Source organism: Mesorhizobium sp. W016, assembly GCF_054719485.1.
This window is the reverse complement of the sequence record NZ_JBTTIF010000002.1, coordinates 3,241,978-3,263,049: the sequence shown is the minus strand read 5'-3', so window position 1 is coordinate 3,263,049 and position 21,072 is coordinate 3,241,978. Positions and strand designations below refer to the sequence as shown.

Genomic DNA, 21,072 nt, shown 5'->3' with positions numbered 1-21,072 from the left:
GAAATCAGAGCCGGTTGCCGGTCTCGGCGTCGAAGAGATGGACCTGGTCGAGGCGCGGCTTGAGATTGAGCGTGTCGCCGGGCTTGAAGTCGTGGCGCTCGCGAAACAGCGCCACCATCTCGCCCTCGCCGAAACGCACGAAGACCAGCGTTTCGGAACCGGTCGGCTCGACCACCGAGATCTTTGCCGGCACGCCGTCGGCATGGATTTCGAGATGCTCGGGCCGCACGCCATAGACCACGGCCTGGCCCTCCTTGGCGGCGCTGCCGGCCGCGATCGGGAACAGCGTGCCCGCTATCTCGACCTTGTCGCCCTTGCGCACCACGCCCTTGAGCAGGTTCATCGACGGCGAGCCGATGAAGCCGGCGACAAACAGATTGGCCGGCCGGTCGAACAATTCCAATGGCGCGCCGACCTGCTCGATACGGCCATCGCGCATGACGACGATCTTGTCGGCCATGGTCATGGCCTCGATCTGGTCGTGGGTGACGTAGATGGTGGTGGTCTTCAGCCGCTGGTGCAGTTCCTTGATCTCGGTGCGCATCTGCACGCGCAGCTTGGCGTCGAGATTGGAGAGCGGCTCGTCGAACAGGAAGACCTGCGGATTGCGCACGATGGCGCGGCCCATGGCGACGCGCTGGCGCTGGCCGCCGGATAGCTGGCGCGGATAACGTTTCAGGTACGGATTGAGGTCGAGAATGTCGGCGGCGCGCTTGACCCGCTCGGCGACCACGGCTGGATCGGTCTTGCGCAGCTTCAGCGCAAACGCCATGTTCTGCTCCACCGTCTTGTGCGGATAGAGCGCGTAGTTCTGGAACACCATGGCGATGTCGCGCTTGGCCGGCGGCAGATTGTTGACGATGCGCTCGCCAATGGCGATCGTGCCGCCGGAGACGGTCTCCAGCCCGGCCACCATCCTGAGCAGCGTGGACTTGCCGCAGCCCGACGGGCCGACCAACACCACGAACTGGCCATCGGCGATATCGACGCTGACCTCGTGCAGGACCTTGACGGTTCCGAACGCCTTGGCCACATTGCTGATCGCGACTTGAGCCATCGTCCCCCCTTTTCTCGCGGTGAAGCTAGCCATTGCCAACGGCAAGGGCAAGTCGGTATGTTATCGATAAAAAGCCATTCGTGTTGACAAGGTAATCGATTACGCAAATATTAGCTGTTGCCAATCCGGCAGTCGGATTTTTATCCGAAAATCGGAGCTCCAGGCGACGCAGGGTGGGGTCCCACGTCCCCGTATGATAAAGGAGAACCGCCGACGTTTCGGCGTCGGAGGGATTGGCATTTTAATTCACGACTGTTGTTCTGGGAGGAATAGATGAGAGTCGGTCTGTACGAAAAACTCGTCCGCGCGGGTGCCACCCGGCGTGACATACTCAAGGGCGCGGCCTCGATGGCCGCGATCGCCGCCGCATCGGGCGCTGGGCTCGGCGCTTTCACCCGCCCGGCTGAAGCCGCCAGCGAGCTACGCTCCAAAATTCTTCAGATCCCCGGCGTCGGCAAGGGTCAGCCGACGGATGCCGATTTCCAGAAGGTCGGCGAACTCTGCCTGGAAGCCACCAAGGCCAACGTCAAGGAAGGCGAATTCGCCGGCGTCGAGCTCACCTTCATGGGCCTCAACAACCAGAACCTGCACAATGTGCTGTTCCGCGGCTTCCTGAAGCCGTGGGAGGCCTATACCGGCGCCAAGATCAGCTGGATCGACCTGGCGCAGGCCGACTACAATGCCCGCCTGCAGCAGTCGATCGCAACCGGCACCGTCGACTTCGACATCATCGAGATGGGCGCGCCCTTCGAAGGCGATGTCTGCGGCAAGGGCCTGACGTCCGAGATGCCCGACTGGGTCAAAGAGCAGATCGACATGAAGGATGTCGTGGCCTATCTGCAGCCGCCGGTCGGCACCTGGGACGGCAAGCAGTACCGGATCACCGTCGATGGCGATGCGCACAACTTCAATTACCGCACCGACGTTTTTGCCGATGCCGACCTCGCCAAGGCGTGGAAGGACGGCGGCGCGACCACCGAATGGGGTGTGCCGAAGACCTGGCAGGAAGTCCAGGCCGTCACAAAATTCCTCAAGGGCAAGAAGTTCAAGGACCAGGACGTCTTCGGCTATCTCGATGCGCCCAAGGCCTGGGGCGGTTTCGGCTTCTACTTCCTCGGCAGCCGCGCCACCGCCTATGCCAAGCATCCCGACGACAAGGCCTGGCTGTTCGATGCCGACACGATGAAGCCGCGCATCAACAATCCGGCCTGGGTGCGCGCCATCCAGGACGTCATCGACGCGCTGCCGTCGGAGCCCGCCGACCAGATCAACGCCGACCCGAACACGACAGCCTTCCAGCAGTTCCTGGCCGGCACCGGTTCGATGGTCACCTGGTGGGGCGACGTCGGCTCCAACGTCAAGACCAACGATAGCTCGGTCATCGGCGACGTCACCGGCTTCTCGATCCTGCCGGGGTCCGACGACGTCTACAATGCCAAGACCGGCGCTTGGGACAAACTCGCCAGCGGCCCGAACTATGCGCCGAACTGCGCCTATCTCGGCTGGGGCGTCTACGTCATGGCCCGCGTCGATACGGACGAAAAGAAGAAAAAAGCGGCATGGTCGGCCGCCGCTCATCTCGGCGGCAAGGACCTGTCGATCTGGACGGCGATGTATCCGTCCGGCTTCCAGCCCTACCGCAACTCGCATTTCGACATTCCCGAATGGGTGGCGGCAGGCTACGACGAGGCGTTCATCACCTCGTATCTGAAGTCGGAAGCCGACAGCTACAACCATCCGAACGCGGCGATCGAGCCGCGCATCCCCGGCATCTTCCAGTATTATTCGGCTGCCGAGGACATTCTGGCCAACACATTCGCCGGCAAGATGAAGGCGCAGGAAGGCGCCGACGCCATTGCCGCGGCCTGGGAGAAGCTGACCGACCAGATCGGCCGCGAAAACCAGATCAAGCTCTACAAGGCCTCGCTCGGCGTGTAGGCTGATCCTATCGTGACAACAGGTCCGGCGGTGCAAGCCGCCGGACCTGACCGGCTCGGGCCGGTCGCAGGCTTGATTTTTTAAACGGACGGGGACGCGTGGCAGACCAGACCACCAATGCATGGCCGGCCAACGCCGGCCCAGCCGATCTGATCTCGCCGGCCCGCAAGCGGGCGGGTTTTGCCCTGATGGCGGCCGCCACGCTTGGCCTGCTGGCGGTGATCGCGTTTGAGATCCTCTACAAGAACGAGATCACCACGCTCGGCTTCGAGACCTGGCGTCCGATCGTCTACGCCTATGTTCTGTGGGGCGTGGCGCTCGGCATCGGCCAGGTGCTGACGCGCGGCGAGGACGGCCAGCGCGCGCTGTTCCTGCTGCCGGCGCTGCTGTTCACCATCGCCATGGTGATCTTCCCGACGCTGTTCGGCTTCTATATCGCGCTGACCGACTGGAACCTGTCGTCCTTTTCCGGCCGCAAGTTCAACGGGCTCGACAATTTCTGGCAGATGCTGGCCGATCCCTACTACCGCAACGCGCTGTTCAACATGGTGCTTTATGTGCTCGCCGTGCTGGTCGAATATGTCATCGCTTTCGGCCTGGCGCTGCTGCTCAACGCGCAGATCCGGGCGCGCAAATTCTTCCGAGTCGTCTTCCTGATGCCGCTGATGCTGTCGCCGGTCGCGGTATCCTGGATGATCGGCAAATCGCTGATGGAATACCGTTTCGGGCCGGCGGCGACGCTGGCGCGCCATCTCGGCTGGGAGAACCCCGCCTTCTTCTCCAACCCGATCACCGCCCGCATCTCGATCATGGTGCTCGACGCCTGGACCTTCATCCCGTTCATGATGATCATGCTGCTTGCCGGCCTGCAGGCGATGTCGCGCGACGTGCTGGAGGCAGCGCGCGTCGACGGCGCCACGCCATGGCAGACTTTTTGGCAGGTCACCTTCCCGCTGATGCTGCCGGTGTCGGTGACGGCGGTGATCCTGCGCATCATCTTCAAGCTGAAGCTTGCCGACATCATCATCACCGTGACCTCCGGCGGGCCTGGCGGCGCCACGGATTCGGTGTCGAGCTTCATCTACCGCGAATACCGCGACCGCTCGAATGTCGGCTACGGCACCATGCTGGCGATGGCCTATCTCGTCATCATCGTCGTGTTCGTGACCTGGCTGTTGAAATTGGCCAATCGCTTCGTGCGCAACGTGAACTGACGAGGCACAATGAGCGTCCAGACCACCGACTATACTGCCTCGGAAATCCGCTCACCGCTAGGTTTTCTGGCCAATCGCATCTTCATCTATGGCGCGCTGGCGTTCTGGGCCTTCATCTGCCTGTTCCCGATCTACTGGACGATCACCACCTCGTTCAAGACTGCGGTCGACGTCACGCAAGGACACCTCATCCCGTTCGTCGACTTCCAACCGGACTGGAAGGGCTGGCGCTCGCTCGGCCTGTCGCCGGATTCGATCTTCCAGACCTCGACGGTGCGGGAGGAGTTTTTCAAGCGCTTCATGAATTCGGTCATCACCTCGGTCGGCGCATCGAGCCTCGCCATCGTCATCGGCAGCCTCGCCGCCTATGGGCTGACCCGGTACCGCTATCAGTTCGCCTGGTTCAAGAACGAGGACATCTCCTTCTTCTTCCTGTCGCAGCTGATCCTGCCGCCGGTGGTGCTCGCCCTGCCCTTCCTGGTGCTCTACCGCGAGGTCGGCCTGCTCGACACACGCATCGGCCTGATCCTGCTCTACACGCTCATGGTGCTGCCGATCGTCATCTGGATCATGCGCGACCAGTTCAATTCGATCCCTGTCGAACTGGAGGAGGCAGCGCTGGTCGACGGCCTGTCGATCTGGGGCGCCTTTTTCCGCATCGTCATGCCGATTGCGCTGCCGGGCATGGTCGCCGCCTTCATCCTGGCGATGGTGCTGTGCTGGAACGAGTACTTTTTTGCGGCACTCCTGACGTCGACCGACGCCAAGACCATTCCGGTGATGGTGGCGAGCCAGACCGGCTCGCAAGGCATCAACTGGTGGTCGATGGCGGCGCTTGCCACCGCCGCGATCGCACCGCTGGCGGTCATCGGGATTGCGCTTGAACGCTATCTGATCATGGGCATGACGGCGGGGGCGGTGAAGTAGGCGAGAGGCGGCGTGCCCCTCTACTGTTGACCTCGGCGGGACAGCACCCCCCTCTGGCCTGCCGGCCATCTCCCCCGCAAGGAGGGAGATCGGCAGCTTTGGCTGCATCGCTTTTCTTGCGACGTAGGTGATTGGCGAAAGCGGAAATGACATCTGATCTCCCCCCTTGCGGGGGAGATGTCCGGCAGGACAGAGGGGGGCGCGAAGGATCGCTACAGAGCGACTTTGTCTGCTAGCGCCCCAATATCGCCCTCAGGTGATCCATGATCATCGCCACACCCTTTCGCCCCAGCTCCGCCGAGGCCTCCGGCGCACTGGCCGTATACCACGCGGTATTCTCGCCAAAACGCCCGGCATCGACCGCTTCCGGACACAGTGCCAGCATCAATGATGTCTCGCCAACACCGGCGTGATCGAACGGATACTTCCCGTTCATGGCAGCCGACATTAGCGGGTGCACCTGCACCCAGTTGAAGAAATTCTCGCCGGCGGCGTGCCCGGAATAATAATCGGCCATCTCGTCTGAGCCCCACCAGCCCTCGCCGCGCTGCTTCTCGAGGAAGCGGAAGATCGCCTGGCGGCCGGCGGCCTTGAAGGCGAGATCGGTCGGCATGCCGGCGGCAAAGTTCTCGGTCTGGTGGTGGATGATGGCGTTGATGTTACGAAAGCCGATGCGCAGCAGGCTGTAGAACAATTCTTCGGCGAACGGCGCCAGCTGGTTGCCGCCGACCTGCACCGAGCCGTTGCCTTCGGGTGCTGCCACCACATAGCTCGCCGCACCGTAGTAGAAAGCCGGCAGGATGACGACGTCGGCCTCCTTCTCGTAGAGCTCCAGCGTCTTGACGACGGCCAGCGTGTCCATGCCGACGGCCATGTGCTCGCCGTGATATTCGAGCACGCCGAGCGGGAGAGCGACCGGCCAGTTCTCGGCGATCGCCTTGCGGATCTGGTGCGGCAGCATCAGTTCGTAGCGCATGATCTATTCCATGTTGGTGTGGCGGGCGCGCATGGCCTCGGACGACTGGCCGGTCAGCGCCTTGAGCTTCAGCACCATGACCTCGAACAGCAGGAACAGCGCCCCTTCGAAGACCGAGCCCATCGGCAGCAGCGATGTCTTTTGCGGCCCTTGGTCACGCGCCATGGTCTGCGCCGGGATCAGCAAGGTGAAGTCGGCAAGCGCGACCGCACTGCTGCCTGCCTCGGCGGTGAGCAAAAGCACGGTGGCGCCGGCCTGGCGGGCGACTTGCATCAAGGTGAGCACCGTCGTCGTCTCGCCCGGGCCGGAACTGACCAGGAAGACATCGGCTGCGCCAAGCGGTGGCGTGTTCATGTCGCCGACCACCGACACCTCAAGCCCAAGGTGATAGAGGCGCATGGCGAAACCCTTGAGCTGCAACGCTTCGCGGCCGCAGCCATAGACGCCGATCTTTTGCGCGCGGGCCAGGGTTTCGCAGGCGATGTCGATGCCGGCTTCGTCGACGCGCGCCAGTACGGCGCCCAGCTCTTGCAGGGCGGTCGAAAACATATCCGAGCCGGCATTCGCCATGAGAGTCCCATCTGTCGGGCCGGGTTTGTGGCCGGTGATTTCCGGTTGCGCGCTTTCGGAAAAGGCTTGTTTTTGTTCATGCTATCATCGGGAAAATGCCTGTCCAACGGCCATGGCGGCTTTTGCTGAGCCAGCGGCGTGATAGTGTCATGTCAGACAATCAATCCAGGAAATCAGCACGACATGAAGACACGGCATTTCGACCGCATCGGCAATGGCGGCCTCGACTTCACCGAGCTTGGCTTCGGCAGCGCGCCGCTCGGCAACCTTTACCGCGCCGTCCCCGACGCGGATGCCAACGCGACGCTGGAGGCGGCGTGGGCGACCGGCTGCCGTTACTACGACACCGCGCCGCTCTATGGCCTGGGCCTTGCCGAAACACGGCTCAATGCCTTCCTGCGCGGCAGGAAGCGCGACGATTATGTGCTGTCGAGCAAGGTCGGTCGCCTGTTGCGCGCCTGCCCGCCGGAGGAACGAACCGGCATCGGCAAGTTCTTCGACACACCGACGCGCAAGGAGGTCTACGACTACAGCTATGACGGCGTCATGCGCTCGTTCGAGGCGTCGCTGGAACGGCTTGGCGTCGACCGCATCGACATCCTTTTCGTCCATGACCTCGACATCTTCACCCATGGCAGCAAGGAGGCGTCAGACCAGCGCATCGAGGAATTCATGGCCTCGGGCTACAACGGACTGGTTGCGCTGCGCGACCAGGGCGTGATCAAGGCCTTCGGCGGCGGCATCAACGAATGGGAGGTTTGCCAGACGCTGGCGGAGCGTGGCGACTTCGACCTGTTCCTGCTGGCCGGGCGCTACACGCTGCTGGAACAGGAAGCGCTTGCCACCTTCCTGCCGCTCTGCGAGCAACGCGGCATCGGCATCGTTCTCGGCGGTCCTTACAATTCCGGCATCCTGGCGACCGGGCCGAAGCCAGGCGCCTATTACAATTACTCCGAGGCGCCAAGGGACATCATGGATCGCGTCGGGCGCATCGAGGCCGTCTGCCAGCGCCATGGCGTCAGGCTGATCGAGGCGGCGCTGCAGTTTCCGCTGCTGCACCCCTCCGTGGTGTCGGTCATCCCCGGCGGCCAGCGGCCGAGCGAAGTCGAAAGCAACCGCGCCCTGCTCGATGCCAAGCTGCCCGCGGCGCTGTGGGCGGACCTCAAGCAGGAAGGCCTGATGCGCGCGGATGCGCCGGTGGGCTGAAGGCTCGCCTCAGCGGGCTGACGGCTTGCCGCGATCGAGGCAAAAGAAAAGCCGGGCGAACCCGGCTTTCCAACATTCTCTGAAAAAATTTTTAGTTGACCGCGTCCTTGAGGCCTTTGCCGGCCGAGAACTTCGGCACGGTACGCGCCGGAATCTTCACTTCCGCGCCAGTCTGCGGGTTGCGGCCAGTCGATGCCGCACGCTTGGAGACGGTGAAATTTCCGAAGCCGACGAGCCGTACATCGCCGCCCTTCTTCAGTTCGCCAGTGATGACGGAGAACACCGCCTCAACCGCCGACTGTGCGTCACCCTTCGAAATGCTCGCGGATTCAGCGACAGCGGAAACCAGTTCGTTCTTGTTCATAAAAATTCCCTTCCATGAGAAAACCGGAACTTTCGACTCATCCGGCAGGAGAGGGACTTTAGAAAGAAGCGCTCGCAAACCCAAGTCAAAAAGCCGGAAATAAGTTGAAAAAAGCCCGGAAAAGGTGGGTTTTTCACATGAAAAAGCCGGGCTCAAGGCCCGGCTCTCTCTTTGTGCACTGCAACTTTAGTAGTTTCTAATGTGCAAGCGACTTTCCAGCATCGTCAACGGTATCGGTGGAAGCCGGCGGATTGACCGGCTCGACCCACTCGATCGGCTCCGGCATGCGCACCAACGCGTGCCTTAGAACCTCGCCGACACGTGAGACCGGAATGATCTCCATACCGTTCTTCACATTGTCCGGTATCTCCGCCAGATCCTTGGCGTTGTCTTCCGGGATCAGCACCTTCTTGATGCCGCCGCGCAATGCGGCGAGCAGCTTCTCCTTGAGGCCGCCGATCGGCAAGATGCGGCCGCGAAGCGTTATCTCGCCAGTCATCGCCACATCGGCCCGGACCGGAATACCAGTCATGACAGACACGATGGCTGTCGCCATGGCAGCACCTGCAGACGGACCGTCCTTCGGCGTGGCGCCTTCGGGCAAGTGGACGTGGATGTCACGCTTGTCGAACAGCGGCGGCTCGATGCCGAAATCGATGGCCCGCGAGCGGACATAAGAGGCCGCCGCCGAGATCGATTCCTTCATCACGTCGCGCAGATTGCCGGTCACCGTCATGCGGCCCTTGCCGGGCATCATGACGCCTTCGACCGTCAGCAGCTCGCCGCCGACTTCCGTCCAGGCAAGACCGGTGACGACACCGACCTGATCGTCAGCCTCGACCTGGCCGAAGCGGAAGCGCGGAACACCGAGGTAATCGGCGAGGTTCGCCGCCGTGATGCTCACCGTCTTCTTCTTCGTCTTCAGGATCTCGGTCACCGCCTTGCGCCCGAGCTTCATCAGCTCGCGCTCCAGGCTTCTGACGCCCGCTTCACGGGTGTAGGTCTGGATGATGCCGCGGATCGCGTCCTCGCCGACGGAGAATTCCTTCGGCTGCAGGGCATGATCGCGGATCACCTTGGGCATCAGGTGACGCTTGGCGATCTCGATCTTCTCGTCCTCGGTGTAGCCGGCGATACGGATGATCTCCATGCGGTCCATCAGGGGCGCAGGGATGTTCAGTGTGTTCGCCGTCGTCACGAACATCACGCTCGATAGGTCGTATTCGACCTCGAGGTAATGGTCCATGAACGTCGAGTTCTGCTCGGGATCGAGCACCTCGAGCAAAGCCGATGACGGATCGCCACGGAAGTCCTGGCCCATCTTGTCGATCTCGTCGAGCAGGAAGAGCGGGTTGGACTTCTTGGCCTTCTTCATCGACTGGATGACCTTGCCGGGCATCGAGCCGATATAGGTGCGGCGGTGGCCACGGATCTCGGCCTCGTCACGCACGCCGCCAAGCGCCATGCGGATGAACTCGCGGCCGGTCGCCTTGGCGATCGACTTGCCGAGCGAGGTCTTGCCGACGCCGGGAGGGCCGACGAGGCACAGGATCGGCCCCTTCAGCTTCTTCTGGCGGCTTTGCACGGCGAGATACTCGACGATGCGGTCCTTGACCTTGTCGAGGCCGAAATGATCGGTGTCGAGCACGTTCTGCGCAAACGCCAGGTCCTGCTTGACCTTGGAGTTCTTGCCCCACGGGATCGACAGGATCCAGTCGAGGTAGTTGCGCACGACGGTCGATTCCGCCGACATCGGCGACATCGTCCGCAGCTTCTTCAACTCGGCTTCCGCCTTTTCGCGGGCCTCCTTGGAGAGCTTGGTCTTCTTGATGCGCGCCTCGATCTCGGCGGCCTCGTCGCGGCCGTCCTCGCCTTCGCCGAGCTCCTTCTGGATCGCCTTCATCTGCTCGTTGAGGTAATATTCGCGCTGCGTCTTCTCCATCTGGCGCTTGACGCGCGAGCGGATGCGCTTCTCCACCTGCAGGACGGAGATTTCGGCTTCCATGAAGCCCATCGCCTTTTCCAGCCGTTCCTTGACGGACAGCGTGGCCAGCATCTCCTGCTTCTCGGGGATCTTGATGGCGAGGTGCGAAGCAACCGTATCGGCGAGCTTGGAATAGTCGTCGATCTGGCTGGCGGCGCCCACCACTTCAGGCGAGATCTTCTTGTTCAGCTTGACGTAGTTTTCGAAGTCGGTGACGACCGAACGGGCGAGCGCCTCGACCTCGACCTCTTCCTCCTCCGGCTCGACCAGCGCCGTGGCGGTAGCTTCGTGGAAGTCCGGACGGTCGGTGAACGAGACGATCTTGGCACGCGACGCGCCTTCGACCAGCACCTTGACGGTGCCGTCGGGCAGCTTCAGCAATTGCAGCACATTGGCGAGCGTGCCGATGTCGAAGATCGCATCGGGCTCGGGATCGTCATCGGCGGCATTCATCTGGGTGGCAAGCAGGATCTGCTTTTCCTGACCCATAACCTCTTCCAGCGCCTTGATCGATTTTTCACGCCCGACAAAGAGCGGAACGATCATGTGCGGGAACACCACGATGTCGCGCAGTGGGAGGACTGCGAAGACGCCGTCGCTGGGAGCCTTGGATATTTTGGCCATTGTCCAACCTTTCATGTCGCGGCCGCTAATCGAGCCAACCGCGAATCTTATATTAACGACCGAGGATCGTTCCGCCTACCACCGTTTGTGACGGGAGTTTTACAGCACAGAATTCGGCACCACGGCCTTCCGATGTTAGTTGGATGCACGAGGGGCAAAGATCAAGGGTCGACACGTTCGTTCATCCACTCCGTCACAAGGATCGGTACCTCACCACAGCAAAACGGCGCCCCGCGGGCGCCGTTCCATAAAAAGGTTAGGCCAGATGCCAGATCAGGCGCTGACGTTGCCCTTCTTTTCCTTCTGCTCGGAATAGATGTAGAGCGGCCGGGCGCTGCCGGTCACCACTTCTTCCGAAATCACCACTTCGCGCACGCCTTCCAGGGCGGGCAGTTCGAACATGGTGTCGAGCAGGATCGCTTCCATGATCGAGCGGAGGCCACGGGCGCCGGTCTTGCGCTCGATGGCGCGCTTGGCGATCGCCGACAGCGCATTCTCATGGAAGGTCAGGTCGACACTTTCCATCTCGAACAGCCGCTGATACTGCTTGACCAGCGCGTTTTTCGGCTCGGTCAGGATCTGGATCAGAGCCGGCTCGTCGAGGTCTTCCAGCGTCGCCAGGACCGGCAGACGGCCGACAAACTCGGGGATGAGGCCGAACTTCAAGAGATCCTCGGGCTCGACCAGGCGGAACACGTCACCGGTGCGGCGATCCTCGGGCGAAGCGACGATGGCGCCGAAGCCGATGGAAGTCTTCCTGCCGCGATCCGAGATGATCTTGTCCAGCCCGGCGAAGGCGCCGCCGCAGATGAACAGGATGTTGGCGGTGTCGACCTGCAGGAACTCCTGCTGCGGATGCTTGCGGCCGCCCTGCGGCGGCACGGAGGCAACGGTGCCTTCCATGATCTTCAGAAGCGCCTGCTGCACGCCCTCGCCCGACACGTCGCGGGTGATCGATGGGTTGTCGGACTTGCGCGAGATCTTGTCGATTTCATCGATGTAGACGATGCCGCGCTGGGCGCGCTCGACATTGTAGTCGGCCGACTGCAGCAGCTTCAGGATGATGTTTTCGACGTCCTCGCCGACGTAACCGGCTTCGGTCAGCGTCGTCGCGTCGGCCATGGTGAAGGGCACGTCGATGATGCGGGCCAGCGTCTGGGCAAGCAGCGTCTTGCCGCAGCCGGTCGGGCCGATCAGCAGGATGTTGGACTTCGCCAATTCGACGTCGTTGTTCTTGCCGGCATGCGCGAGGCGCTTGTAGTGGTTGTGGACCGCCACCGACAGCACGCGCTTGGCGTAGGGCTGGCCGATGACATAGTCGTCAAGAACCTTCAGGATCTCCTGCGGGGTCGGCACGCCCTCGCGCGACTTCACCATCGAGGTCTTGTTCTCCTCGCGGATGATGTCCATGCATAGCTCGACGCACTCGTCGCAGATGAACACCGTTGGGCCGGCGATCAGCTTGCGCACCTCGTGCTGGCTTTTGCCGCAAAACGAGCAATAAAGCGTGTTCTTCGAATCACCGCTGTTGTTGCCGACTTTGCTCATTTTCCTGTCCTTTCATGGCCGCCCGCCGATGGTCTGGCTGAAAGGGCGCATATTCTATCTATCGCGGGAATTCGCCGCCGCCAGTGTCCCGGCTCCCGCAACGCATTCCGTACGAAACACAAATCAGAAAACGTCGCAATGATTCGCGCCAACCCTGCACAAAGCTAAGCCGTCGAAAATCAACATAGCCTTAACGTAGGCAATCCCATCCACCGAGGGAACAGCCAATTGTGGCCGAAATGCCGCAAATCCCAGCAAAAGCGCGTTATCCCGCCACCCAACTGCCATGCAGCGATTATGCCGCAGCGCCTTCGACCGGCTCGCGCGACGAAATGACCTTGTCGATGAGGCCGAAATCCTTGGCTTCGTCGGCTGTCATGAAATGGTCGCGGTCAAGCGTCTTTTCAATGTCTTCGTAGCTCTTGCCGGTGTGTTTGACGTAGACCTCGTTGAGGCGGCGCTTCAGCTTGATGATGTCCTGCGCGTGCCGCTCGATGTCGGAGGCCTGGCCCTGGAAACCGCCGGAAGGCTGGTGAACCATGATACGGGCGTTCGGCGTGGCAAAACGCATGTCCTTGTGGCCGGCGGTCAGAAGCAGCGAGCCCATCGACGCCGCCTGGCCGATGCACAGCGTCGACACTGCCGGCTTGATGAACTGCATGGTGTCGTAGATCGCCATGCCCGAGGTCACCACGCCGCCCGGCGAGTTGATGTAGAGATTGATCTCTTTCTTCGGGTTCTCGGCCTCGAGGAACAAAAGCTGTGCACAAACCAGCGTCGCCATACCGTCTTCGACCGGGCCGGTGATGAAAATGATGCGCTCTTTCAGCAGGCGCGAGAAAATGTCGTAGGCCCGCTCGCCGCGATTGGTCTGCTCGACCACCATCGGAACGAGGTTCATGTAGGTTTCGACGGGGTTCTTCATGGACTACCCTTTTTGGAGATGGGGATTCCGGCGCCGGAACATCGGGCAGAATCGGTTCTTGATGGTTAGAATGTAAATAGGATGCCGGCTCACCCTAGCGCAAGGCCGCCTCCTCCTAGCCATCTGGTTAAGTCGAATCAAGGTTTCCGCGCAAGGGAAAGTCCGAACGCGGCCAGCGGCGTTTTTGCGGTGTAGCAATTCCTTAACCGCGTCGCTTAACGAAATGCGGCGAAACCGCTTTCCCCCGGAGAACCTTCCCCTACAATTCAACATTGAACCTCACGTTTCGGGTTCAAACAGGGGGAGTGCCATGATCAGGAAAACTGCTTGCCTCGCCATCTCCGGCCTTGCCGGTCTCGGCATGGTGTCCGATGCGGTTGCCGGCGGCCGGGCCGCCGAATGCTATGAGCCGGTGCACAGGCCGGCGCTCTATGACACCGTCTATGAAGACGTCATGGTCAGTCCCGGCGGGCAGTTGGTCGACTATGATCCGCCGATCTATGGCACCATGGAGCGCGTCGAGCAGATCGCGCCGCCCCGAGTCACCTATGACATCGTACCGGCGAGAACCCGCACCGTTTACCGCACGGTCCAGGTCGACGATGGCGGCTATGCCTGGGAATGGCGCGTCATCCACGGCCGCAAGGTGCTGTGCAAGGTGTGGCGCAAGGCCCGCTACGCGCGTGTGGCCGAAACAGTGGTGGTTGAACCGGAGCGCACCCGCCGGGTTGTGCTGCCGGCCGAATATGAGAGCGTCGCCCATGAAGTGCTGGTGCGGCCCGAGCGGCGGCACGTCACCCAGATAGCGCCGTCATACCAGAGGATGGCGCGCCGGGTGGTGGTGCAGGAAGGCTCGACCAGCTGGCGCCGCGTGCATATTGCCAGGCATTGCGAGGATTAGACTTCGGTACTTCGCCGAGGTCCGCCTCGGTTGGCTCAATCCATAGGGCCGTCGGGTGCCAACATCCGGTCTGGCACCAAGCCGGCAAGCCGCGGTAATGGTCTGGCATGACCACATCCATGCCGCCCTACCTCGCCTTTGATCCAGCCACGCGCCGCCTGCGGCTCGATCCGCACGAACCGGCGTTTTTCCAGAACCCCTACGACGCCTATGCCGTCCTGCATGGCGCATCGAATGCCTTCTTCTGGGAGGAATTCGGCTTTTGGTGCTTTGGCGGCTTCGACGACGTCAACCGGCTGTTGCGCGACCGCCGCTTCGGTCGCCAGAACCCGGCCGGCATTCCCGACAGCCGCGGCATCGGCGAGGATCGCTCGCATTTGGCCGCTTTCGACGGCATCGAGAGCAATTCGATGCTGGAGCTGGAGCCGCCGGTGCACACCAGGCTCAGAACCCTGGTCAACCGCGCCTTCGTCTCGCGCCAGGTCGAGCGGCTGCGGCCGCGCGTGGAGGCGCTGGCCAATGAGCTGATCGACCGTTTCGAACCGCGCCAGGTCGATCTATTGCCCAGCTTCGCCGCACCTTTGCCGATCACCATCATTGCCGAAATGCTCGGTGTGCCGGTCGAAATGGGGCCGCAACTGCTCGACTGGTCGCACCGGATGGTGGCCATGTACATGCATGGCCGGACGCGCGAGACCGAGGAAGCGGCCAATCGCGCCGCGCACGATTTTTCCGACTTTTTGCGCGGCTATGTCACCGAGCGGCGGAAGAAGCCTGGCGACGACCTGCTATCGCTGCTGATCGCGGCACAAGAGGATGGCCAGAAGCTGTCGGAAGACGAGTTGGTCTCGTCTGCCATCCTGTTGCTCAATGCAGGCCACGAGGCGACCGTCCATCAAACCGGCAACGCCGTGCGCACGTTGCTGGCGCAAGGCGGCGACCCCGGCCGTTTCTTCACCTCGCCGGAAGCAACCGCTGCAACGGTCGAGGAGTGCCTGCGCTTCGACGCGCCGCTGCACATGTTCACCCGCTACGCCTATCAGGAGGTCGAGGTGACATCGGGGGTTGTCGTACAACCGGGCGAGACGGTCGGCCTGCTGCTCGGCATGGCCAATCATGATCCGCTTGCCTTTGCCGAACCTGGCGCCTTCCGGCCCGGCCGACTAGACCAGAAGAATGTCTCGTTCGGCGCCGGTATCCATTTCTGCATCGGTGCGCCGCTGGCGCGGCTGGAGTTGCAGGTGTCGCTGAAAACCCTGTTCGAGCGGCAGCCGCAACTCCATCTTGCGGAGCAGCCGCGCTTCCGCGACACCTATCATTTCCATGGGCTGGAAAAGCTCACTGTGAGCTTGTGAGGACGGCGGAGCCGACGCATGCCCGAGAAAATGAGATTCGCCTTTCTACAGGAACCACCCTTCTGCTTTATCGACGGATCGGGACGTCTGGGCGGCAGCGATGCCCAACTGGCCAAGAGGGTCTGCCTGACGCTCGGGCTGGAACTTTTGCCCATCGAGACCGAGTTTGCCGAGCTGCTGCCTGGGCTTGCCGAAGGGGTGGGACATGACCACCGGCCTGTTCATTTCCGAAGACCGCCGGAAGCTGGTCGACTTCACAAGGCCGATCTGGATGCTGGCGGATGGATTGCTGGTCGCGAAAGACAATCCCCGCGCCTTTGATGGCTATCGGTCCGTCGCCAATGATCGGACGGCGCTGATCGGCGTCATATCGGGCCAGATCCAGCACCGGACGGCCCTGCAAAACGCTATTCAGCCCGAACGGCTAAGGATATTTGCCACCCAGGCCGAAGCAGCTAACGCCGTCGCGGCCGGCGTGGTGCATGCCTATGCGAGTGTAGCGCTCGCGCATCGCGGCTATCTGAGCCGGCGACCCGACGCGCCTCTCGACGTCGTCGACGTCCCGGCAGTCGAAAAACAGCCAGCGCCCGGCGCTTTCGCTCTCGCCAAAGGCAGTGCCACCCTGCTCCAGCGCGTCGACTTATGCCTCAGTGATTTGCTTGGCAGTCCCTGGCACAGGGAGATGATGAGCGGATACGGCTTTTCCGACACTGACATCGATCGGCTTTTGTGAAGTCCAAGCGCGCCGCGAGATCAGAGCTTGACCACATACTCCTTGCGGGTCGTTTCAAGCACTTCCCAGCTGCCCCTGAAGCCTGGCCTGAGCACGAAGCTGTCGCCGGCCCGGACCGTGCGCGCCTCGCCGCCATCCTCGGCAACCACCGAGACGCCGGACAGGATGTGGCAGAACTCCCATTCGTCATATTCGATGCGCCATTTGCCCGGCGTCGCTTCCCAGATGCCGGCATAGAGGCGGCCATCGCGCTCCTCGACATTCCAGGTGCGGAACTTCGGATCGCCCGCAATCAGACGATCCGGCGCCGGGGCGCCATGTTCGGCGTCGACGCTGTCGGTCGATATTGCCAAGTAATGCGCGGACAGGGTTTGCCTCCAACAGATTAGTGAGTAGTGAGTAGTGCAGTGAGTAGTGCAGTGAGTAGTGACTAGTGACTAGTGAGTAGTGAGCGGAAAGCGCTCCCTCGAGCGGGTGGCTGATCACTAATCACTGCTAACTAGTGAATACCGACTACTACTCACTACTCACTACTCACTACTCACTACTCACTACTCACTACTCACTACTCACTACTCACTACTCACTACTCACTACTCACTACTCACTCAAAAAATCAAACCTTGGTCAAAGCCTGTTCCAGATCGGCGACGATGTCGTTGACATCCTCGATGCCGACGGAAAGCCGGACCGTGTCCGGTCCGGCACCCGCCTTGACCTTCTGCTCGTCGGAAAGCTGGCGATGCGTGGTCGAGGCCGGATGGATGACCAGCGACTTGGTATCGCCGACATTGGCGAGGTGCGAGAACAGTTCGAGCGCCTCGACGAACTTGATGCCTGCGTCGTAGCCGCCCTTCAGGCCGAAGGTGAAGACAGCACCGGCGCCTTGCGGCGAGTATTTCTTCTGCAGCGCGTTGTTCTTGTCGCTGGGCAGGCCGGGATAGTTGACCCAGGCGACCTTGGGGTGGTTGGACAGCCAGCCGGCTACGGTGATCGCATTGTCGCAATGGCGCTGCATCCTGAGTGGCAAGGTCTCCAGCCCGGTCAGGATCAGGAAGGCATTGAACGGCGAAATCGCCGGGCCGATGTCACGCAGGCCAAGCACGCGCGCGGCGATGGCGAAAGCGAAATTGCCGAAGGTTTCGTGCAGGACAAGGCCGCCATATTCGGGGCGCGGCTCCGACAGCATCGGATATTTGCCGGATTTCGACCAGTCGAACGTGCCGCCATCGACGATGGCGCCGCCGATCGAATTGCCGTGGCCGCCGATGAACTTGGTCAGCGAATGGACGACGATGTCGGCGCCATGCTCGATCGGCCGCACCAGATAGGGCGAGGCCAGCGTGTTGTCGACGATGAGCGGCAAGCCGTGCTTGCGGGCGATGTCGCCGATTTTCTCTATGTCGACGAAGGTGCCGCCGGGATTGGCCAGGCTCTCGATGAAGATCGCCTTGGTCTTGTCGTCTATCTGGCTTTCGAAGGTGGAGACGTCGTTGGTGTCGGCCCAACGCACCTCCCAGCCGAAATTCTTGAAGGCATGGCCGAACTGATTGATCGAACCACCGTAAAGCCTTGTGGCGGCGACGAAATTATCGCCAGGCCGCATGAGATTGTGGAACACGATCACCTGTGCGGCATGGCCGGAAGCAACGGCAAGTGCAGCCGTGCCGCCTTCGAGCGCCGCGATCCGCTCTTCCAGCACCGCCTGGGTCGGGTTCATGATGCGGGTGTAGATGTTGCCGAAGGCCTTCAGCCCGAACAGCGAGGCGGCATGGTCGGCATCGTCGAACACAAAGGAGGTCGTCTGGTAGATCGGCGTGGCGCGTGCGCCCGTTGCCGGGTCGGGCTTGGCGCCGGCATGGACGGCGAGCGTGTTGAAACCGGGCGTGCGGGTCATCGAAAACCTCCCTGAGCGGTAAACGTGTGAATGGTGAAATGATGAATGGTGAGCGATAAATGGTGGTCGCAAAGTCGGCCAGTCCCACCTTGATTGCAAGCCGCTCATATGCGGCTTTACCCGGCTTCCAGGAAAATCCTTCTATTCACCATTCACCATTCACTGCCTTACTTCTGGCGCACACCGAAACTCTGGAATCCCGACCGCATCAGCGGCTTCTTCGACGAAAGCACACCGGAGTTGACGCCGGTCCAGCCGATCTCGCCCGACAGCTTGCCATATTCGATCTTCGGGCAGCGGTTCATCACCACCTTGATACCGGCCGCCTCGGCGCGCGCGGCCGCCTCGTCGTCGCGCACGCCAAGCTGCATCCAGATCACCTTCGGCAAGGGGTCGAGCTTCAGCACCTCATCGACAATGCCGGGCACCGATGCAGAGGCGCGAAAGATGTCGACCATGTCGACCGGCTCCGGCAGTTCGGCAAGGCTGGCATAGGTCATGCGGCCGAGGATTTCCTTGCCGGCCTGCCCAGGATTGATCGGAAACACCGAAAAGCCCTTGGCCAGCAGATATTTCAGCACGAAAAAGCTCGGCCTGACATCGTTGGCCGACGCGCCGACCATGGCGATCGTCTTCACAGAATTGAGGATGCCGCCGATATAGGCATTGTCGTAGCTATCGTGATTCACTCGTCGGTCTCCCTCAGTGCTTCCTCCATAAAGGACTGCGGGTCCGTGCAGAAGTCGCGCATCATGCGAAAATGATCGGTATCGGTGAAATCGGTCGGATCGAGGCCGAAACGGCTGATTCGGAAGAGCCGCGCGCCGGGACAAGCCATCAGCAGCGGCGAATGCGTCGCCAGATCACTTGCGCCGTGCCTGACTGGTCCATGCGCCGCAGCATCTTCAACAATTCGATCTGCCGCGACGGCGACAGCGCGCTTTCGGGCTCGTCGAGGATGTAGATGCCTTGCCGGCGGCAGCGCTCCTCGAAAAAGCGAATGAACCCTTCGCCATGCGACCACGATAGAAAGTCCGGTGGCGGCGGTCCGAACGGGTCTTCGAGTGCCGCCTGGTCGAGATAGCGCGCGACCGAGTAAAAAGATTCGGCACGAAAGAACCAGCCGGCGGTGACTTTTGGCAGCCAGTGGCCGCGGAATGTATTCGCCAGTGCCGCACCGCTCTTGTCGATGGCGATGGAATGATCGACCGGACGATAGCCCTTGCCGCCGCCGGCCTCGTCGTAACCGGCCAGCGCGCCGATGGCTTCCAGCAGTGTCGATTTGCCGGTGCCGTTTTCACCGACAATGATGGTGATCGGCGTGGTGAATTCGAGCTCGAATTCACGGCCGCGAAACAGCGGCAGGTTCCATGGATATTTTTCCCAATCTTCCACGCGCTCGGGGTCAATCAGGATGCGTTTGAGATAAGGCGCCTTAAGCCGGGTCAGTTGCTTGCGATAGCCCATGCGGACGCTCAGTCCGGCAGCGAGATGGTGCCGTCATCCGCGATCGGGAAGGCCGGATTGTGTGCGACTTCCCAGACATGGCCGTCGGCATCGGCGAAATATCCATACCAGCCGCCCCAGAAGGCGCGGCCTGCCGGCTTGACGATCCTGCCGCCGGCCTTCTCGGCGGCCGCCAGCACGTCGTCGACTTCGGCATCGGAGCGGGTGTTGTAGGCGAGGTAGACCGCCGACGGTGCTGCGGCGAAGGCAATGCCTGAATCCTCCTCGGCGCTTGGCCTCGGGAACAGGCCGAGAATGGCGCCGCCCATCTGGAAGAAGGCGACGCCATCGGTGATGCCGGCGTGGCGCTTCAAGCCCATGCCTTCGTAAAAGCGCACCGCGCGCTCGAGATCGTCGGTGGCGATGGTGATGATGGAGATGCGCGGTTCCATGGATCGAAAACCTATTCGTCCGTCCATTCCGGTTTGCGCTTGCCGATGAAGGCACCGATGCCTTCCTCGGCGTCGCGGGCCAGCATGTTCTCGACCATGACGCGGCCGGTATAGGCATACGCGTCCGCCAACCCCATCTCGGCCTGCGCGTAAAAGGCTTCCTTGCCGGTCTTGACCACCAGAGATGATTTGGAGGCAATGGTTTGCGCGTATTTGGTGACGATCTGATTCAGGTATTCGCGCGGCACGACGCGGTTGACCAGGCCGAATTCCTTGGCGGTTGCGGCGTCGATGGTCTCGCCGGTGAGCAGCATTTCCATGGCGTGCTTGTGAGACACGTTGCGTGACAGCGCCACCATCGGCGTCGAACAAAACAGGCCGATATTGACGCCCGGCGTGCAGAAGGTCGCTTCATGCGAGGCAATGGCGAGGTCGCAACTGCAAACCAGTTGCAGCCCCGCAGCGGTGGCTAGGCCATCGACTTCGGCGATGATCGGGAGCGGATGGCGCACGATCTGCTGCATCAACGCCGCGCAAGCCGAAAATGTCTGCTCGAAAAACCCCTTGCCCTTGTCGGCGTCGGCGCGGCGCGCGGTCATTTCCTTGAGATCGTGACCGGCGCAGAAGACTTTCCCGGCGGCCGCCAAGACGATGACGCGGACCGATTTGTTGGCCTTGGCACGGTCGAGCTCGGCGCTCAATGCCGCCATGACGGAAAGCGACAAGGCATTGGCGGGCGGATTGGCGAGCGTCAGGCGCAGCACGCCCTTGTCCAGCCCGGCGATGACCGGCCCGTCTATGGCAACAGGTTTGATCGAAAGGATTTCGGCCATGACAAGGGTCTCCGCGATTCCGCCGGGCGCCGCCAGACTATCTAATATCGGATCGAGTTTCATCAACACCCATCGCTTGCGCCAGAGGTGTTGCCAGAAGCGCATCATTGCGTTCATACAGG

General features: G+C 61.8%; 20 protein-coding genes and 1 pseudogene. 8 read left to right on the top strand and 13 right to left on the bottom strand.

Features of this window, described 5'->3' with window-relative positions; all coding sequences use genetic code 11:
- Positions 1-4 precede the first annotated feature (4 nt).
- Entirely contained in the window at positions 5-1,057 is a 1,053-nt protein-coding gene (locus ACYG9V_RS16300) for an ABC transporter ATP-binding protein (RefSeq protein WP_023711517.1), read from the bottom strand.
- Between the two features lie 273 nt (positions 1,058-1,330).
- Here ACYG9V_RS16300 and ACYG9V_RS16295 point away from each other — a divergent pair, with 273 nt between their 5' ends.
- From ACYG9V_RS16295 to ACYG9V_RS16285, 3 genes are all read left to right on the top strand, one after another.
- Positions 1,331-2,995, top strand: a complete 1,665-nt coding sequence (locus tag ACYG9V_RS16295; protein WP_023705031.1) for an ABC transporter substrate-binding protein — start codon at positions 1,331-1,333, stop codon at positions 2,993-2,995.
- 98 nt (positions 2,996-3,093) lie between these two features.
- Positions 3,094-4,209 carry a carbohydrate ABC transporter permease gene (locus ACYG9V_RS16290; protein ID WP_352625287.1) on the top strand — a complete coding sequence of 372 codons (1,116 nt, stop codon included), beginning with the start codon at positions 3,094-3,096 and terminating at the stop codon, positions 4,207-4,209.
- A gap of 9 nt (positions 4,210-4,218) precedes the next feature.
- Positions 4,219-5,136 carry a carbohydrate ABC transporter permease gene (locus tag ACYG9V_RS16285; RefSeq protein WP_023739336.1) on the top strand — a complete coding sequence of 306 codons (918 nt, stop codon included), beginning with the start codon at positions 4,219-4,221 and terminating at the stop codon, positions 5,134-5,136.
- Between the two features lie 232 nt (positions 5,137-5,368).
- Here ACYG9V_RS16285 and ACYG9V_RS16280 read toward each other — a convergent pair whose 3' ends face one another.
- The gene (locus tag ACYG9V_RS16280; protein ID WP_023821098.1) at positions 5,369-6,112 is read right to left on the bottom strand and encodes a creatininase family protein; all 744 of its coding nucleotides are present in this window, start codon (positions 6,110-6,112) and stop codon (positions 5,369-5,371) included.
- A 3-nt stretch (positions 6,113-6,115) separates the two neighbouring features.
- Entirely contained in the window at positions 6,116-6,682 is a 567-nt protein-coding gene (locus ACYG9V_RS16275) for an SIS domain-containing protein (RefSeq protein WP_023821099.1), read from the bottom strand.
- A gap of 183 nt (positions 6,683-6,865) precedes the next feature.
- On the opposite strand from ACYG9V_RS16275, the gene ACYG9V_RS16270 reads away from it, so the two are divergent.
- A complete protein-coding gene (locus ACYG9V_RS16270; protein ID WP_023669424.1) occupies positions 6,866-7,888 on the top strand; it encodes an aldo/keto reductase in 1,023 nt (340 codons plus the stop codon).
- Between the two features lie 91 nt (positions 7,889-7,979).
- Here ACYG9V_RS16270 and ACYG9V_RS16265 read toward each other — a convergent pair whose 3' ends face one another.
- The 4 genes from ACYG9V_RS16265 to clpP form a co-directional block, all read right to left on the bottom strand.
- Complete coding sequence (locus ACYG9V_RS16265) at positions 7,980-8,252, bottom strand: HU family DNA-binding protein (protein ID WP_023669423.1); 273 nt, start codon at positions 8,250-8,252, stop codon at positions 7,980-7,982.
- A gap of 196 nt (positions 8,253-8,448) precedes the next feature.
- Positions 8,449-10,860: an endopeptidase La gene (gene lon, locus ACYG9V_RS16260; protein WP_023682304.1), complete on the bottom strand. Its 2,412-nt coding sequence runs from the start codon at positions 10,858-10,860 to the stop codon at positions 8,449-8,451.
- A gap of 273 nt (positions 10,861-11,133) precedes the next feature.
- A complete protein-coding gene (gene clpX / locus ACYG9V_RS16255) occupies positions 11,134-12,408 on the bottom strand; it encodes an ATP-dependent Clp protease ATP-binding subunit ClpX (protein ID WP_023682305.1) in 1,275 nt (424 codons plus the stop codon).
- Positions 12,409-12,703: 295 nt separating this feature from the next.
- Positions 12,704-13,333, bottom strand: coding sequence for an ATP-dependent Clp endopeptidase proteolytic subunit ClpP (gene clpP, locus ACYG9V_RS16250; RefSeq protein WP_023682306.1), 630 nt, complete (start codon positions 13,331-13,333; stop codon positions 12,704-12,706).
- 310 nt (positions 13,334-13,643) lie between these two features.
- Here clpP and ACYG9V_RS16245 point away from each other — a divergent pair, with 310 nt between their 5' ends.
- From ACYG9V_RS16245 to ACYG9V_RS16230, 4 genes are all read left to right on the top strand, one after another.
- Positions 13,644-14,234 (top strand): hypothetical protein, encoded by a 591-nt coding sequence (locus tag ACYG9V_RS16245; RefSeq protein WP_023689466.1) that lies wholly within the window; start codon positions 13,644-13,646, stop codon positions 14,232-14,234.
- A gap of 107 nt (positions 14,235-14,341) precedes the next feature.
- Positions 14,342-15,589 (top strand): cytochrome P450, encoded by a 1,248-nt coding sequence (locus ACYG9V_RS16240; RefSeq protein ID WP_023693297.1) that lies wholly within the window; start codon positions 14,342-14,344, stop codon positions 15,587-15,589.
- An 18-nt stretch (positions 15,590-15,607) separates the two neighbouring features.
- A complete protein-coding gene (locus tag ACYG9V_RS16235; RefSeq protein ID WP_348625504.1) occupies positions 15,608-15,910 on the top strand; it encodes a transporter substrate-binding domain-containing protein in 303 nt (100 codons plus the stop codon).
- The gene (locus tag ACYG9V_RS16230; RefSeq protein WP_280790547.1) at positions 15,795-16,322 is read left to right on the top strand and encodes a type 2 periplasmic-binding domain-containing protein; all 528 of its coding nucleotides are present in this window, start codon (positions 15,795-15,797) and stop codon (positions 16,320-16,322) included. Before ACYG9V_RS16235 ends, ACYG9V_RS16230 begins: the two co-directional genes overlap by 116 nt.
- Positions 16,323-16,342: 20 nt before the next feature.
- Here the strand turns inward: ACYG9V_RS16230 and ACYG9V_RS16225 are convergent, their stop codons facing one another.
- From ACYG9V_RS16225 to ACYG9V_RS16200, 6 genes and pseudogenes are all read right to left on the bottom strand, one after another.
- Entirely contained in the window at positions 16,343-16,675 is a 333-nt protein-coding gene (locus tag ACYG9V_RS16225; RefSeq protein WP_373420123.1) for a cupin domain-containing protein, read from the bottom strand.
- Between the two features lie 263 nt (positions 16,676-16,938).
- Positions 16,939-18,219 carry an O-acetylhomoserine aminocarboxypropyltransferase gene (locus ACYG9V_RS16220; RefSeq protein WP_023693295.1) on the bottom strand — a complete coding sequence of 427 codons (1,281 nt, stop codon included), beginning with the start codon at positions 18,217-18,219 and terminating at the stop codon, positions 16,939-16,941.
- A gap of 167 nt (positions 18,220-18,386) precedes the next feature.
- Positions 18,387-18,908 (bottom strand): CoA-binding protein, encoded by a 522-nt coding sequence (locus ACYG9V_RS16215; protein ID WP_352764217.1) that lies wholly within the window; start codon positions 18,906-18,908, stop codon positions 18,387-18,389.
- Positions 18,905-19,686, bottom strand: a pseudogene (locus ACYG9V_RS16210) (AAA family ATPase). The gene ACYG9V_RS16215 and the pseudogene ACYG9V_RS16210 overlap by 4 nt, the downstream one beginning before the upstream one ends.
- Before the next feature lie 8 nt (positions 19,687-19,694).
- The gene (locus ACYG9V_RS16205; RefSeq protein WP_023689472.1) at positions 19,695-20,117 is read right to left on the bottom strand and encodes a VOC family protein; all 423 of its coding nucleotides are present in this window, start codon (positions 20,115-20,117) and stop codon (positions 19,695-19,697) included.
- A gap of 11 nt (positions 20,118-20,128) precedes the next feature.
- Positions 20,129-20,950: an enoyl-CoA hydratase gene (locus ACYG9V_RS16200; RefSeq protein ID WP_023689473.1), complete on the bottom strand. Its 822-nt coding sequence runs from the start codon at positions 20,948-20,950 to the stop codon at positions 20,129-20,131.
- Positions 20,951-21,072: the final 122 nt, after the last annotated feature.

What these genes read in the sequence shown, in the direction of transcription:
- ACYG9V_RS16300 (WP_023711517.1), bottom strand. Translation starts at nt 1,057, where the DNA reads ATGGCTCAAGTCGCGATCAGCAATGTGGCCAAGGCGTTCGGAACCGTC.
- ACYG9V_RS16295 (WP_023705031.1), top strand. Translation starts at nt 1,331, where the DNA reads ATGAGAGTCGGTCTGTACGAAAAACTCGTCCGCGCGGGTGCCACCCGG.
- ACYG9V_RS16285 (WP_023739336.1), top strand. Translation starts at nt 4,219, where the DNA reads ATGAGCGTCCAGACCACCGACTATACTGCCTCGGAAATCCGCTCACCG.
- ACYG9V_RS16280 (WP_023821098.1), bottom strand. Translation starts at nt 6,112, where the DNA reads ATGCGCTACGAACTGATGCTGCCGCACCAGATCCGCAAGGCGATCGCC.
- ACYG9V_RS16275 (WP_023821099.1), bottom strand. Translation starts at nt 6,682, where the DNA reads ATGGCGAATGCCGGCTCGGATATGTTTTCGACCGCCCTGCAAGAGCTG.
- ACYG9V_RS16270 (WP_023669424.1), top strand. Translation starts at nt 6,866, where the DNA reads ATGAAGACACGGCATTTCGACCGCATCGGCAATGGCGGCCTCGACTTC.
- ACYG9V_RS16265 (WP_023669423.1), bottom strand. Translation starts at nt 8,252, where the DNA reads ATGAACAAGAACGAACTGGTTTCCGCTGTCGCTGAATCCGCGAGCATT.
- lon (WP_023682304.1), bottom strand. Translation starts at nt 10,860, where the DNA reads ATGGCCAAAATATCCAAGGCTCCCAGCGACGGCGTCTTCGCAGTCCTC.
- clpX (WP_023682305.1), bottom strand. Translation starts at nt 12,408, where the DNA reads ATGAGCAAAGTCGGCAACAACAGCGGTGATTCGAAGAACACGCTTTAT.
- clpP (WP_023682306.1), bottom strand. Translation starts at nt 13,333, where the DNA reads ATGAAGAACCCCGTCGAAACCTACATGAACCTCGTTCCGATGGTGGTC.
- ACYG9V_RS16245 (WP_023689466.1), top strand. Translation starts at nt 13,644, where the DNA reads ATGATCAGGAAAACTGCTTGCCTCGCCATCTCCGGCCTTGCCGGTCTC.
- ACYG9V_RS16240 (WP_023693297.1), top strand. Translation starts at nt 14,342, where the DNA reads ATGACCACATCCATGCCGCCCTACCTCGCCTTTGATCCAGCCACGCGC.
- ACYG9V_RS16235 (WP_348625504.1), top strand. Translation starts at nt 15,608, where the DNA reads ATGCCCGAGAAAATGAGATTCGCCTTTCTACAGGAACCACCCTTCTGC.
- ACYG9V_RS16230 (WP_280790547.1), top strand. Translation starts at nt 15,795, where the DNA reads ATGACCACCGGCCTGTTCATTTCCGAAGACCGCCGGAAGCTGGTCGAC.
- ACYG9V_RS16220 (WP_023693295.1), bottom strand. Translation starts at nt 18,219, where the DNA reads ATGACCCGCACGCCCGGTTTCAACACGCTCGCCGTCCATGCCGGCGCC.
- ACYG9V_RS16205 (WP_023689472.1), bottom strand. Translation starts at nt 20,117, where the DNA reads ATGGAACCGCGCATCTCCATCATCACCATCGCCACCGACGATCTCGAG.
- ACYG9V_RS16200 (WP_023689473.1), bottom strand. Translation starts at nt 20,950, where the DNA reads ATGGCCGAAATCCTTTCGATCAAACCTGTTGCCATAGACGGGCCGGTC.